Source organism: Paenibacillus sp. YAF4_2, assembly GCF_052113225.1.
GTDB lineage: Bacteria > Bacillota > Bacilli > Paenibacillales > Paenibacillaceae > Pristimantibacillus.
Genome location: NZ_JBFRCT010000002.1, coordinates 443904 through 459205, shown reverse-complemented (window position 1 = coordinate 459205; position 15302 = coordinate 443904). Strand labels below are relative to the sequence as shown.

The following is a 15302-nucleotide window of genomic DNA, read 5'->3' as shown; positions in this document are numbered from 1 at the left end:
TTGACTAATCCTCATCGGGTTAGCTCAACATTTTCAATACAGCGATCTCGTCGCAAGCATGCTGCTTAGGACAGTTTACACAGTCTTTCCACACCTTCTCCGGAAAAATCTCCTTCTCCACAACGGTAAATCCGTTCCGCAGGAAGAAATTAACCGCATAAGTGAGCGCCATAACTTTCGGTATACCTTGCTCTCTTGCTTGTTCGATCAAAAAATCAACAAGCTTATTGCCGATCTTGAGACCTCTGTATCCCTCAGTCATGCCCAGCGAACGGATCTCAACCAAATCAGCCCCAAGTCGTAATAATGAGCCGCAGCCTACGACCTTGTCGCCAAGTTCCGCCACAACAAACGTATCCAGCTGGTACTTGAGCGTCTCCCGGGTGCGGGGCAGCATGATACCCTGTTCCGCATAGCCTTTAATGAGTTCATACAAAGTTTCCACATCTTCCGGTGCCGCTTTTCTGCAAACCACCGTTAATTGTTCCGTCGCCTCCATGCTGCAATCGCCTCCACCCGGTGCAAATTCATTCCATGTGAATAAATATACAGCATGTCGCATGTTTTCTCAAGATCTAATTTTCCGAATATTAGCCAGCAACTTCCTCTTCGAGTCCAATGAATGAACCAAATACGTCATTGCCAAATAGAACGCCCTTATCCGTCAATTTATATACGGTATCTCCAGCGTCTTCGATACGTTCAAGCAGACCATTCTTCACAAGTTTCTCAATAATGGAACCAAACTTATCTTCAAGTTTACGCCCTTCAAATTGAGCAGCATAATCGGAGGCACGAACACCTTTAAGCAGACGAAGCCCCACCATCATAAAGTCTTCCATCGCTTCGTATTCAGGCACAACGTTCTCTTCCAGCCGCGGCAGCTTTGTCTTTGTATAATCAATGTATGGCTGAACGCCCTTGACATTGACGTGACGTAGTCCACGTGCGTATCCATGCGCCCCTGCCCCAAGTCCGTAATACGGCTCATTACGCCAATAGGTCGAATTATGTCTGCTCTCATAACCTGGTCGTGCGAAGTTGCTGATCTCATAATGATTACGTCCTGCTTGCTTCAGACGGTCCATTAACAATGTATACATATTAAATTCCTCATCCTCTGGAGGCAAAGGCAATTCATCACGTTGATACAGCTTGTGGAACAACGTATTCTCCTCTACCTTGAGGCTGTACAGGGAATAATGCGGCAGGTCCAGCGCCAGCGCTTTGTTTACGCTATCCTCTAAGGTCTCAACCGTTTGGCCTGGCAATCCGAACATCAGGTCGATCGACAGATTTGTAAAGCCTGCTGCACGGGCATTCTCAAGACTCTTGTATACATCTTCCACACTATGAATTCGGCCAATCCGCTCAAGCAGAGCATTGTTAAACGACTGCACGCCAAAGCTGATCCGGTTCACACCACCAGCGAACATAGCCCCAAGCTTCTCAGGATCAGTTGTGCCCGGGTTAGCTTCCATCGTAAACTCCACATCATCAGCAAGTGGAAAATACTTTTTAACCGAAGCGAGGAAACGTTCCATCTGCGGTGGTGTCAGTACAGTGGGAGTACCTCCTCCAACAAAAACGGTATCGATTCTCTCCGGCGGCATTTGAGCAACGGTTAAGGCCATCTCTCTCTCAAGAGCTTCCAGATACTCATCAACCGGCTGTCCCTTTAATACATACGAAGTGAAATCGCAATAATGACATTTGTTCGTACAAAATGGGATATGAATATAAAGCGCCTTCGGCGCGTAATTAATCATCTTGAAATTTCCTCCTAAAAAGAATGATCACACAAAAGGCTGAATGATAGCCGTTTGTGGTTATTCTTACCTGGTAAGCAATCGCTATTTTACCTATCTAAAAAAATCGACAGGACTAAGGTGAGCAAGCTCTCCTTAGTCCTGTCATTCGTAATACGTGAGTTACGGCGATGGGGTAAAGGGTATCTCGTGGAAGAGCGAAGCGCCCGCCTTTGCCAGCCATTTGCTACTTCCGAATATGATTCAGGCAAATGGCTGGCAACAGCGGCTGTAACGAGATACCCTGTCCCCAATCTGCCGCACCTACTCACTATCTATAGAAACGACAGACTAAGGAGCAGCTCCCCTTAATCCTCGTCGATTTTCAGCACCGCCATGAAGGCCTCTTGAGGAACCTCTACGCTGCCGACCTGCTTCATCCGTTTCTTACCTTCCTTCTGCTTGTCCAGAAGTTTCCGTTTACGGCTGATGTCACCGCCATAACATTTGGCAAGAACGTTTTTACGCATAGCTTTAACCGTCTCACGAGCAATTACTTTCGTACCAATGGAAGCCTGTACAGGAACCTCGAACATTTGGCGTGGAATAAGCTCTTTCATCTTTTGACAGATAATCCGGCCGCGATGATAAGCACGGTCGCGGTGAACGATAACGGACAAGGCATCGACTTGCTCGTTGTTCAACATAATATCCATCTTCACTAGATTTGATCTGCGGTATCCAGACACCTCATAGTCAAACGATGCGTAACCTTTAGTGCTCGATTTCAGTTGATCGAAGAAGTCATATACGATCTCCGACAGAGGGACTTCATAAGTAAGCGTAACACGGTTCGTGTCCAGGTATTCCATATTGACGAACTCGCCACGTTTGCCTTGGCATAACTCCATAATCGCACCTACATAATCATTAGGTACAATAATCGCCGCTTTGACATATGGTTCTTCAACAAAGTCGAGCTTGCCCGCTTCTGGGTAATTGGACGGATTATCGATGGTAAGTACATCACCATTCGTGAGCGTTACACGATAAATTACGCTTGGCGCTGTCGTAATGAGCGGAATATTAAATTCACGTTCGATACGCTCCTGAATAATCTCCATATGCAAAAGACCAAGGAATCCACAACGGAAGCCGAAACCAAGCGCTGTAGAGGTCTCTGGCTCATAACGCAGCGATGCATCATTCAGCTCAAGCTTCTCTAGTGCTTCACGCAGATCATTATAATCTTGCGTTTCGATCGGATACAGACCACAGAATACCATCGGGTTAATTTTGCGATAACCAGGAAGTGCTTCAGCAGCCGGACGTTTCGCTTCCGTTACCGTATCACCAACACGTGTATCTTTTACATTCTTAATACCCGCCACGACGAAGCCAACGTCACCTACTGCAAGCTCGTCCACAATACTCATCCGTGGTTTGAACGCGCCTACCTCAATAACCTCAAATTCAGCGCCTGTCGCCATAAAGCGGATTTTCTTACCCGGTTTGATACTGCCGTCAATGACGCGCACATATACGATAACCCCTTTGTATGGGTCATAATGGGAGTCAAAGATAAGCGCTTTAAGTGGTTCATCTGGATCGCCAGTTGGAGCTGGAACCTTTTGCACAACTTGCTCCAAAATCTCTTTAATTCCGATACCCGCTTTAGCTGAGGCAAGAACAGCATCGCTTGCATCAAGACCAATAACATCCTCGATCTCTTGCTTCACGCGTTCAGGCTCTGCGCTTGGCAGGTCAATTTTATTAATAACCGGAAGAATCTCCAGGTTGTTGTCTAGTGCCAAGTAAACGTTCGCAAGCGTCTGTGCTTCAATGCCTTGTGCAGCATCAACTACAAGCAGCGCTCCTTCACACGCAGCCATACTGCGGGATACTTCATACGTGAAATCGACATGCCCAGGCGTATCGATCAGGTTAAGTAAATATTCTTCACCATCATCTGCTTTGTACGTAAGCCGTACAGCCTGAAGTTTAATGGTGATACCGCGTTCCCGCTCCAGATCCATCTGGTCGAGTACCTGCTCTTGCATTTCGCGCGAAGATAACGCTCCGGTAAACTCAAGAATACGGTCAGCGAGCGTCGACTTCCCGTGGTCAATATGTGCAATAATTGAGAAATTCCTAATTTTCTTTTGCCGGTCACGAACGTCAGTCATGCCTAACCCCCACACAATCCATTATATAGCTAATCATTCTTTCCATTATATCAGCTATACGGTGTACCAGCAATGCGGTTTGCCACAAAGATGCGGCCCTAGCCTGTTACGGAATTCAGAATGGAAGCAATGAACCTTATACTGCCGCTAGATACGGACTGAAGCAAGCCGGCAGTTCCATCCGCTACCTTATTCACCGCTGGCTCACCTGAATCTGACGAGATGCCTGGCAGCCGCTCATGACGGGCCGTTTCCTCAGCAATCTTCCGCACTTCCTTCAGTTCTTTCTCAAGTGCGTCAATTTTCCGCTCAGCTGATTTAGATAACCCAGTGCTTTCCACCGTATCTTCGTAATCTGCTTCCGTTATCGACCTCGTGTTGTCTTGCGACATAATGGCAGATGAAGTGCCTCCACCGTCGATTGGTCCATAGATCTTTTCTATTCCTGTAGAAGACATCTCTACCCCGTACAAAATAATAAAGACAAGAACTCCTCCAAGCAGTATCCATTTCAAAGCGCCCTTCATCGTTCTTCAGCTCCTCCCATGAGGCAAGGCTGCATCAGCAGCCTTGCCTTAACCTAATTTGCTTATTTCACTCCTGAAACTTTCTCAGCATCCCAGTAAATATCTGCGATAATTTTTGCCAGTACATCTGCTGTCCGGTAGCTCTCTGTCAACGTATTGTCCACGCCGCCGATTTCAATCAGCACACTGTCATTGGCAAGAGATTGATTATATTCTCCGTTTCCGGTTGCGGTGGTTTTACCCAGGATCCCACGGGAAATCCCCGGATATTCTTTTTCTAGAGCATTATGAATTTGTGTTGCAAACTCTGCGTTTTTCTTCCAATCAGGATTCTTGTGTCCAATAATGAAATACACTTGTGCATAGCTTTTACCGCCAATATCAACCGTCGTCGTTTTGCGTCTGCCCGAATCCCGATGGATATCGAAAAGAAATTTCAGCTTTTTGTTGCTCGCTAATGCTTCTTGTACAGTTTTCTTCGAGTACTTATAGGAGTAGTTCCAATCATAATCCTTAATGGCTGTCGGATAATCCGTATCCGAGTGAGTTGTGCCAACGCCGAGGTCTTCCAGCTTCGATGCCAGCCTAGCTCCAACGAGAGTAATGTTTTTTGTTGCCGAATTTGCGTCACCATTTTTATCCGTCAGCTCCGGGTACCAGGATTCCCGGCTGTGGGAGTGGTAGATAAACACGACTTTGTCTTTTCCAGTTGTATGTTGTGAGCCCGAATTGTCTGGTGTTGGCGTTTCTGTTGGTGTTGGTGTTGGCGTTGGTGGTGTCGTTGTTTCCGTTGGTTCATCGACTCCACCTGGCAAGCCAGGATCATTTCCATTTCCATTTCCATTTCCAATTCCATTGCCATTGCCATTCGAATTAGAATCGCCTTGACTTGGCGCATTATCTTCCGGCCAAACATTCAAATCTGTTCCGACCCCTTTGGCGATCAGAAATGATTCATCCGCACTCATTCCCGGAATTTCACCTGCTATTAGACTTCTTGGATCACTAGGATTAACATCCGTCATTAGTCGGACGAGAAAGCTGCTAATTTGTGTACCGGATAATTCCTCAGCCGATTTGCTGCTATGGAACTGAGGCATCTCCATTTCTAGCATATCCCCAAAGAACCCGCTTGAAACAGAAGCTGCAAAACCTGTCATAGAAGACACTGGAGCAGACAGTGAATGCTGATGCGCCATGCCGGCAATACCGATTGCAACAAAAAACAACATCGAACATATCGACAACACCACGAATGTTTTACCCGTTACGAGCAGCTCTCGAATACGCTTGCTTCCTCTCGTCAGATCAAACAGCATAATGGTTTTTTTCATTTCAAGTTCTACCTCCCACTTCTCGTTGCTCATCTGCTATTAATCTATGAGACAAGAAGCTTTGATAGAACTAGATATGAAATACTAGATTTCAATTGATAGATTAAGAGAGTTGAGCTAACAACGAAAAAAGCTCCTGAGGCTGTTAAGCTTCAGGAGCTTTTAGTTAATCAATGCGTATAGGCAGCGACATTGTCGGTATCGACCGCTTCATGGAGAGAGGCGTTGAGGCCGCTGGCGATTATGTTGGCGATATCTTCGATAAACTCATCAATCTCCTTAGGTGTTACAAGCAGATCATGGCCCATTGGGTTAAGCGCCTCTTTCACTAGCTGGAGACGTTCTGCCTCGCCCATCTGATTCATCAGGCCAAAGATCTGATCGTTATTCCCATTGTTCGCTGCCATATGGTTTCTCATCAGCTCAATCGTATGGTTAACAATCGTCGAGGCATAAACCACAGTAGGTACGCCAATCGCAATGACAGGGATTCCTAGAATCTCCTTTGTCAGCCCTTTACGCTTGTTGCCGATCCCTGAGCCCGGATGAATGCCAATGTCTGCAATCTGAATCGTTGTATTTACCCGATCAAGTGATTTGGACGCCAAAGCGTCAATTGCAATAATGACATCCGGTTTTGTTTTCTCCGCGATCCCCTGCACAATCTCGCTCGACTCGATACCCGTAATCCCCAGTACACCCGGCGCGACGGCACTAACCGCACGATACCCTGGTGCAACCTGATCAGGCATAAGCTCGAAAAAGTGGCGTGTAACCATTACATTCTCCACCACTAATGGTCCAAGCGCATCCGGTGTGACGTTCCAGTTCCCGAGACCAACAATAAGTACTTTTGCTGTCTTTCCTACTCCAAGTCGTTCAAGGAACATCTCGAAATGCTTCGCGAATTGGGTTGCTACACGATCCTGCAGCTCCGTATCCTGATTCCGCAGCGCAGGTACTTCTATGGTGACGTAACGGCCGGGCACTTTGCCTATCGCACGTGAGCCTTGTTCATTCTGAACATGAAGATGGGTGATCATAATCCCATTATCATCTGTTGTTTCGGAATGTATGCCTGGAATTGGCCCACCGCCGCCAAGCTGCTCCGCCATTTCCTTCGCTTCCAGCGCCAGATCCGTGCGGATATTGTACATCTGCAAATCAAGTTCACTCATCTAACCATTCTCCCTTCAAAGCAATGCCATCATCTCCAGCTTATTGTTCGCAAGGGAGACGATTTCATACTTTGGCAAGAGATGTGCAAAAATGGCAGGTTCGGTACGCTATTGCTTTTCGGACCTGTACATGGTAATATATTTTAAGTTGTGTTACCTAGATTTATAGCGTACGCTTTTTGTTTGCTTACGCAAACTTTGTAGGAGGTGAAATTCGATGCCAAACATTAAATCCGCAATTAAACGCGTTAAAACGAGCGAAAAACGCCGCGCTTTGAACGCTTCCCAAAAATCCGCGCTTCGCACAGCTGTTAAATCCGCTGATCAAGCGATCGCTGGCACTGATGTAGATGCTGCTAAAGCGGCTCTGATCGCTGCAACGAAAAAATTGGATAAAGCGGCTACTAAAGGCCTGATTCATAAAAATGCGGCTTCCCGCAAAAAATCTCGTCTTGCTAAAAAGCTGAACGCCCTTTCGGCTCAAGCTTAATAACCGCAAACAAAAAGGCTTCGCCTCCTGAGTAATCGGGGAGCGAAGCCTTTTTTGATTTCATTTTCATTTGGCACTTTGCTGGACGCCAAGCGACAGGAGGAACAGCTCCAGTCCAAGCGTCTTATCAATGGCGCCTGTTTTCATTTTATAATCCAGATCAGCCACATCATTAAGAAGAGCTCCCAGCCGCTTGACTTGGAACTTCTGACTCTTCTCTGCCGCAAGCTTAACCGCGTATGGATGCAGGCCAATTTGGCCGGCCATTTGCTGCGGCGAATACCGATGCTGTTCAAGCTCCTTAATCTGCAGCATAATCCGCAGCTGCCTTGCAATAAGGGCTGCAATCTTGATTGGCTCTTCGCGGCGTACAAGCAGTGCTCTGTACAGCTTAAGTGAGCGGTCAACCTGTAGACCAGCAATTGCATCTACCAAAGCGAATACATCCTCTTCAACCGTAGAGACCGTCAGCATATCTGTCTCTTCTACGCCAATGACTCCACCTTCACCTGCATGCAGACAAAGCTTGTCCACTTCAATGGCTAGCTGCTGCATATTCTGCCCTGTCCTCACGAGCAGTAGATCAGCCGCATCCGGGGTCATCGTGCGCTTCTGTTCCTCCGCCCGCTTAACGACCCAGCGCCGCAGTTCAGCAGCGTCCAGCTCCTGAAAGGCAATGAGCGCATCTCTGTCCTTCAGCATCTTCACCAGCTTGCGACGTTCATCCAGCTTCTCAGCAATAATAATAAATAACATAACCGTCGTCTCGGATGGCATGTCCAAATAATGCTGCAGCCTATCCGTCTTATGATCCAGCTTGCCGCCTTCCTTGCCGCCAGCGGCGAATACGACAGAGTCACGGACAATGACGAGCTTGCGCTCTACAAAGAAAGGAAGGGTCTCAGCCTCAAGCGCTGCTTCTTCAATCAGCGTCTCCGAAGTATCAAATTTCACTACGCCAAGCTCACGTTCATCCGGTGTGAACATCGCATCCGTCAAAGTATCCGTAAATTGTCCGATCCGATACCGGTCTTTTCCATATATTACATAGGCGGGACGAAACTTACCCGCTTTGATTTCCTTCAACGCTTCTTTCGCGTCCATTGCTGCACCTCTTTCACCTAATACACCGACTTACTTCGCCCTTTGAACGGCAACAAAGGGATGAGCAGATAAGGCCTCATCCCTTTGTCCCTGAACATCTATATAAACACCGGCAGGCAGGTCCATGGTACCGCCCTGCGGATGGTCATACTTTTGATCAAGGCTTACGTTGACTCTTCAATTCCTTTATCTTACGCAGGTGGAGTGAAAAGTGTGCGAATATCGCGGTAAAATCGTCTCGATTAATGAGAAGCCTTTGATTCCGTCATCGTATCGGTACTAATGACGTAACGCTCCATACCGCCAGATTCCAGCTGAATGTCATAGGTCAGCTGTTTGTTATCGTCCGACCAAACAAGATTAGCAAATTTACCGTTTTTACGCGCTTCAAAGACCGATGCTACCTCGCCACTCTTATAAACATGAATGACGAACCCCGTAACTTTCGCAATATATTGCCCATCGGGTGATGCAGCCTCAAGCTGTGCAGGGTCCGAGGTTATACCTAAGGTAGGGCCACTTCCATTTTCACTGCCAACAGTAGGGTCACTGATGGATGGGGCATCGCCAGTAGGAGCGTTGCTGCCTGTTTGCGGTTCCTCGGATGGAACACCGTTCCCACTAGAATTCCCCGTATTGGCAGATGTCCCTTCAGATTTTAACTGATTTGTCATGCTTTGATCTTCTTTTGCAAATGACCGATCTGTCTCCGTACTCACTGCGCCTTTGGTATCATTAGAGTATGGTTGGACCTTCGCATCAGGCATAAAGGTATCAGCCGACATCTTATCTGAAGATGCTGCAGCCGTACTTGCATTATCCGCGTCGCTGAATCTGTGCGAAGGACTAAACAAACCTGCGTTATAAGAAACAAGGAATAATCCCGCCGCAACACTGGCCGCAATAATACCGCTGATTGCTCGGAATCGAAGCTGATGCCGTGCTTTTGCCCGACGGTTCGACTGCTGAGAAGGAATAGTGACTGCCGGGATTTCAACCGCTGCAGCTTCTGGCAGCCGTATTGGCTCCATAAATTCAAGCTTAGGTAATATGGCATCTACCAAACTGAACCTCGGCATAACTTGGGGCAGATTCCCCAGCTCCTCGGACAGTTTTTTCAGCCGCTCAAACATTGCTGCACAGTCCGGACAATGTCTCGTATGCTTCATCAAGATCTCATATTCATGTTCATTCAGATCGTCGTCTAGCTGCCGATTCATGTATTCGATCACCTCTTGACAAGTCATCCCCGGACACCACCTTTCTGATAATCATGTAGTAAAGTTTGAAGCTGCTGCCTAGCTCGGAATAAGTATGATTTAACCGTATTTAATGGCAGATCAAGCGAATCCGCGATCTCGTTATAGGAGAAATCCTGCAAATACCGCAGTACAACCACTGCGCGATGATGCTCAGGCAATTTGTCAATTGCATTGCGAATATCTTGAACGGCATATGTCGTCAAGACCTCATCTTCCACATTTTGCTTCTCTCGGAATACCATTTCATGCTCGTCTATCGATACGGTTGGCTTGCTTCTTCTAAACTTATCTATACAAATATTTGTTACAATACGTTGAATCCATGTTTTGAACTGGGCCTTCTCTTCGTAGGAGCCGATTTTCGTATATATGCGGATAAGCGCTTCCTGAGCCGCATCCATCGCATCCTGTTCGTTATTCAATATATAATAGGCTGTCCGGTAAACATGGGTTTCAATCTCTCGCAACAGAGTAATTAAAGCATCCCGATCTCCTGACTGAGCGGCTCTGATAAGGCCAGGCTCCACCACGAAGGATCCCCCTCTCTTGCAACCTCTCTGACGAGTTGGTTGCATAAAATGTTGCATAACTAAATGAAAATCCTTTAATAATTCGAATGAAAAAGTAGAAAACTCCAACCTAAAGGATAACAAAAAAATGGAACCCCGTATATAGGTAGTTCCTAGTGAGTTAGGTTTAATGGAGCATTTTAGCAGGATGACCTGATAGGCAAACAGGTACTTTAGGCTTCTCCTAAGCGCCTATTTCTGCTTGATGATTTGCTCATATATTCCTGTTCTATTCACTTTGTAACGAATCTCACCATCCTGATCCGTACGGAAAGCATCCACTGCAGCCACATTCAGGCGGTTCAGCACATCCGGATGCGGATGCCCATAAGTATTGGTTGCACCGACTGAAATCGCTGCCTGTAGAGGCCGCCAAAATGAAAGCCACGCTTCAGAGGTGGAAAATCGGCTCCCGTGGTGAGCTACTTTAAGCACATCAATTCTTTTGACTGGAGGAGGAGATGTGGTTCCCTCGGCGTCTGCCTCATCCAAACGTGACAAAATAGCAGACTCAGCTTTTGAGCTTATATCACCAGACATGAGGAACGTTGACTCATAAATCTGCATGAACAGCACAACACTGTCGTCGTTTTGCTCTTCAACTATTGGGATCGTTTTGTTGGAAGCAGGAGGCGGCCATAAGACCGTTATTGCCGTTTCCTCATCCATCTTCCACTGCTGTCCAAGCTCCGCACGGTATAGAGGAATACCCTTCCGAACAGCTTCACGGAGAATTCCTTCTGCATCCTCTGCTGGCTTGATACTTCCATTCCATAAAATGGCTCGAACCGGAATCATATCTAGGACGGCTTTTAATCCACGAATATGGTCACTGTCCAAATGTGAAATAACCAAGAGATCAATCGCCTGAACACCCCGCTTCATTAATAAGGGAACAATTACCTTTCCTCCAACCTCAAAAGGATCAGTTCGCTCCTTCCACTCTTCTCCAGCCTTTCGAAAGGAAAGAGTACCTCCACCATCGACCAAAATCCGTTTGCCCTTCGGCGTACGAATATAAATAGAGTCACCTTGCCCAACATCCAGCACATCTACATCTGCCGTACGATTTAACACATCGGGAAAATACGCATATAAAAGCAATGAGATTCCAGCTAAGCCAGCTGCTGTGATGGCTGCGAGTCTGCTCTGCCATATTGGCCGTTGTTGTTCTTCTTGCAGCTCCCATATAGGAGTGCCTGCCGCAGCTTCTTGCAAGGGGACCGTATCATCTATATCCTCCTTGTGGACAACGGATGGTGCCGCTGGAAGCAAGCGACAAATTACGGCAAGAATAAAATACCAGGCAGCAATCCACCATAACGGCGGCGTTGCCCATATGGAATGGACTACGTCTACTTCCCCAAGCTTCTTGACTAACAGAAATGTCCAGTCATTCGCGTATACACTTACAGCAGCGAGTAACTGCCCACCAAGTGGCCACAACAATCCAAAGAGCAAAGCAACTGCACCAATCGGCATAATGATGAAGCTGATAAACGGCACCAGAATGAGATTCGCCGGAATCGATAACAGATGAAATTGATTAAAATAGTAGATAGTCAGCGGAAAAGAAACGGCCTGTGCAACAATCGTCACGACAAGCAGATCAAGCAGCGCTTTACCTTTGGGCCAATGCGGCATTGCATGTCTGACAGACGGTACAAACAAAATCAACCCTGCTGTAACAGCAAAGGACAATTGGAAGCTTACATCTTGTATGAAATAAGGATTCCACATGAGCATACCAACCGCCGCTGCTGCGAGGAGATGTAAGCCGTCTTTCAGCTTGTCCATACGGGCAGCAAGAAGCCCCAGCATAGTCATCAGTCCTGCCCTGACCACCGAAGGTGAAGAACCGGACAGCAGCACATAGAGCGGTACAGCCAGCATAAGTGTGATCAGCATTCGCTCCCGCGTCATGCGAAACAGACGTAAAATAGCGCCAAGCGCGTATATAAATACAGCCACATGGAGTCCTGATATGGCTAAAATATGAGTCAGTCCCAGCCGCGAAAACTGCTGGAACTGATCCGGGTCCAGGTCCTCGCGGATGCCGAGGACCAGACCCTTCATGTACCCGGACTGATCGGCCGGGTACAATGAATCAAACCGCGCGCCAAGCCAGTCGCGCGCGGCATCAACGCGGCCGAGCACAGCGGCCGCGGTCCAGCCCGGGCCCGGCGCCGCATGGACGGCGCCGATGCCCGTGACCTTGACCAGCCAGTGGATATGCTGGCTGGATAGATAGCGGCGGTAATCAAAGCCGCCGCTATTGGATGCGCCCGCCGGCAGCGACAGCTCGCCGGCGAAGCGCACTTTGTCGCCGCGATGCCACGCGGCGGCGATCTCCTGGTGCGGCTGCTCCGCAAGCCGCACTTGAACAAACAGCCGCTCGCGAAGCTTCAGCGGCTCCTTCCCCTCGACGCGGACGGTATCAGCCGTCACGCGAAACGCCGCGCGGTCACCGTCGACCTCGACCGCGGATACAATCGTGCCGGACACTTCGACTTCATACGAAGCGTCCGGCACATCCATCCCGGCGAGCGCCGTTACATTGCGGGCATCTGCCCACAATCTCTCCCCGGCGGCTAGTGCGCAGCCAAGCAAACAGACAGCGGCCAGCCTTGGCGTCGCCTGCTTTAGCAGCACAAGGGCAGCTAGCACGAGCGCCATCCCCCCTGCTGCCATCACAATCCCCATAGAATTAAACTCAGCCCCAATGGTGCTGCCGATCATCCAAAACACAGCAAACCAAACCAGTGGCCGCTTGTTCACCCTTCTTCCCTCCCATACATGCAAAAAGAACCTCCGAACGCATCAAATAAGATGCATACAGAGGTTCTTCCCCATTCGCTTATTCAGTTAGGATATGACTTTCATACTCGCCTGCGGCGGCGGCTCATAATCGGTGAGCGAACGGAACACGATCCCTTTTTGCTTCATAAGCAGGCTGACCTTATCACTATCCTTCGGATAGCCGCGGTGAAACACAATTTCCTTCACACCGCTGTTCGCCAGCATATTGGCACAGGTCCAGCAAGGCTGATCCGTTACATATACAGTAGACCCTTCCCGGTCTGCCCGATCTGTGAACAGCAATAAGTTTTGCTCCGCATGAATGGTGCGAATGCAGCGCTGTTTTTTTACCATCTGCTCCTTACCGTCAACACCAAGCTTCGTTTCCCATTCCTCTGCAATCATACAGCCTGCCTCTGAGCAGTCCTGTACACCCATTGGAGCACCGTTATAAGCAGTACCAAGCAGCTTCTTGCCCTGCACCAGCACCGAGCCCACATGACGGCGAGGACAACGCGAGCGTGTTGATACCATATAAGCTATATCCATAAAATACGTGTCCCAGTCTTTACGTGACGCATCTTGTACTTCTGACATTATGTCCAGCTCCTTTTCCTTTTGCACGGACAGCTTCCGGCGAAAAGCCTCCTCTTGGGGCGATCGCCGGCTCTGTCTCTTTCTAGTTGTATAAGGTATCTATCATGATAAGACTAATTTATGAGTTCAATTGGCTTCCGCGCAGCGCTTGATCGAGGTCGGACAAAATATCCCGAATTCCTTCTGTACCGATCGACAGCCTGATCAGACCGGAGCTAACGCCTGCCGCTTCCTGCTCTTCTGCAGATAACTGTTGATGCGTTGTACTTGCCGGGTGAATAATAAGCGACTTCGAATCGCCTACGTTTGCCAAATGCGAGAACAACTTCACGGAATTAATGACTTTCTTGCCCGCTTCAACTCCGCCTTTAATGCCAAAGGTCAAGATTGCGCCTTGGCCGTCAGGCATATATTTCTGAGCCAGCTTATACGAAGGATGACTTTCCAGACCCGGGTAGCTGACCCATTCTACGGCTTCATGTGTTTCCAGGAATTGCGCGACTTTTAAGGCGTTAGAGCTATGCCGTTCCATCCGTAAATGCAGCGTTTCAAGCCCTTGGAGCAGCAGGAATGAGTTGAAAGGCGACAAAGCTGCACCCATATCCCGAAGCAGCTGCACCCGTGCTTTAATAATATAGGCAATTGGACCAACCGCATCCGTGTATACTATGCCATTATAACTTGGATCCGGCTCCGTAAGGCCCGGGAATTTGCCGCTGGCTTTCCAATCGAATTGGCCACCGTCTACGATAACGCCGCCAATGGATGTACCATGACCACCAATAAATTTGGTTGCCGAATGTACAACGATATCAGCGCCATGCTCAATTGGGCGAAGCAAGTAAGGACTTGGGAATGTATTATCCACGATCAGCGGAATGCCATGTTCATGTGCAATTGCAGCTACAGCTTCAATATCGAGCACATCACCTTTCGGGTTACCCAACGTTTCCGCGTACAAAGCCTTTGTCCGATCCGTAATCGCTGCACGGAAATTCTCAGGATTTGACGGATCCACAAAGCTCACATGAATGCCAAGCTTCGGCAAGGTTGTCGAGAACAAATTATACGTACCGCCGTACAAGCTTGTAGCGGAAACAATCTCATCACCTGCACCGGCAATATTCATAATGGAATACGTAATAGCAGCTTGTCCGGACGCAACAGCAAGTGCCGCTGGCGCTCCTTCGAGCTCAGCTACACGTTTCTCAAGCACATCCGTTGTCGGGTTCATTAAACGTGTATAAATGTTGCCAAATTCCTGCAGGGAGAACAGGTTAGCCGCATGGTCCGTATCGCGGAAACCGTACGAGGTCGTCTGGTAAATCGGAACGGCTCTGGCAAAAGTAGTAGGGTCAATTTCCTGGCCCCCGTGGACAGCCAATGTGTCGAGTGATCGCTTGTTCTGATCTTGATTCGTCATGTGCAGCAACTCCTTGGATTATAGGATGGACATGCTTCAACCACTTCAAAGCAAGCGGCTCGGTATATGGTAGTCCATTAGTATC

The 15302-nt window shown here is 48.2% G+C and carries 13 protein-coding genes; 1 reads left to right on the top strand and 12 read right to left on the bottom strand.

All coding sequences use genetic code 11. The features are described 5' to 3' along the window. Nucleotides 1-19 precede the first annotated feature (19 nt). From AB4Y93_RS06105 to gpr, 6 genes are all read right to left on the bottom strand, one after another. Complete coding sequence (locus tag AB4Y93_RS06105; protein ID WP_167272363.1) at nt 20-499, bottom strand: N-acetyltransferase; 480 nt, start codon at nt 497-499, stop codon at nt 20-22. Nucleotides 500-590: 91 nt separating this feature from the next. Next, complete coding sequence (hemW, locus tag AB4Y93_RS06100) at nt 591-1769, bottom strand: radical SAM family heme chaperone HemW (protein ID WP_441889990.1); 1179 nt, start codon at nt 1767-1769, stop codon at nt 591-593. A gap of 347 nt (nt 1770-2116) precedes the next feature. Next, entirely contained in the window at nt 2117-3934 is a 1818-nt protein-coding gene (gene lepA / locus AB4Y93_RS06095) for a translation elongation factor 4 (protein WP_441889988.1), read from the bottom strand. A 98-nt stretch (nt 3935-4032) separates the two neighbouring features. Continuing rightward, nucleotides 4033-4461, bottom strand: a complete 429-nt coding sequence (locus AB4Y93_RS06090) for a hypothetical protein (protein WP_441889986.1) — start codon at nt 4459-4461, stop codon at nt 4033-4035. 62 nt (nt 4462-4523) lie between these two features. Further along, on the bottom strand, nt 4524-5795 hold the full coding sequence (gene spoIIP / locus AB4Y93_RS06085) for a stage II sporulation protein P (RefSeq protein WP_441889984.1): 1272 nt from the start codon (nt 5793-5795) through the stop codon (nt 4524-4526). Nucleotides 5796-5965: 170 nt separating this feature from the next. Further along, nucleotides 5966-6973, bottom strand: a complete 1008-nt coding sequence (gene gpr / locus AB4Y93_RS06080; RefSeq protein ID WP_441889982.1) for a GPR endopeptidase — start codon at nt 6971-6973, stop codon at nt 5966-5968. A 217-nt stretch (nt 6974-7190) separates the two neighbouring features. Here gpr and rpsT point away from each other — a divergent pair, with 217 nt between their 5' ends. Further along, nucleotides 7191-7463, top strand: coding sequence for a 30S ribosomal protein S20 (gene rpsT, locus AB4Y93_RS06075; RefSeq protein WP_167272346.1), 273 nt, complete (start codon nt 7191-7193; stop codon nt 7461-7463). Nucleotides 7464-7529: 66 nt separating this feature from the next. Here the strand turns inward: rpsT and holA are convergent, their stop codons facing one another. The 6 genes from holA to AB4Y93_RS06045 all read right to left on the bottom strand — a co-directional run bounded on the left by holA (nt 7530) and on the right by AB4Y93_RS06045 (nt 15217). Next, nucleotides 7530-8567: a DNA polymerase III subunit delta gene (gene holA, locus AB4Y93_RS06070; RefSeq protein WP_441889980.1), complete on the bottom strand. Its 1038-nt coding sequence runs from the start codon at nt 8565-8567 to the stop codon at nt 7530-7532. A 242-nt stretch (nt 8568-8809) separates the two neighbouring features. Further along, nucleotides 8810-9814 (bottom strand): anti-sigma factor family protein, encoded by a 1005-nt coding sequence (locus AB4Y93_RS06065; protein WP_441889978.1) that lies wholly within the window; start codon nt 9812-9814, stop codon nt 8810-8812. Next, entirely contained in the window at nt 9811-10359 is a 549-nt protein-coding gene (locus AB4Y93_RS06060) for a sigma-70 family RNA polymerase sigma factor (protein ID WP_167272307.1), read from the bottom strand. The genes AB4Y93_RS06065 and AB4Y93_RS06060 overlap by 4 nt, the downstream gene beginning before the upstream one ends. Before the next feature lie 231 nt (nt 10360-10590). Next, on the bottom strand, nt 10591-13176 hold the full coding sequence (locus AB4Y93_RS06055; RefSeq protein WP_441889976.1) for a ComEC/Rec2 family competence protein: 2586 nt from the start codon (nt 13174-13176) through the stop codon (nt 10591-10593). Nucleotides 13177-13263: 87 nt separating this feature from the next. After that, nucleotides 13264-13794 carry a deoxycytidylate deaminase gene (locus AB4Y93_RS06050; RefSeq protein WP_441889974.1) on the bottom strand — a complete coding sequence of 177 codons (531 nt, stop codon included), beginning with the start codon at nt 13792-13794 and terminating at the stop codon, nt 13264-13266. 118 nt (nt 13795-13912) lie between these two features. Beyond that, entirely contained in the window at nt 13913-15217 is a 1305-nt protein-coding gene (locus tag AB4Y93_RS06045) for a homocysteine synthase (protein ID WP_441889972.1), read from the bottom strand. Between the last annotated feature and the right edge of the window lie 85 nt (nt 15218-15302).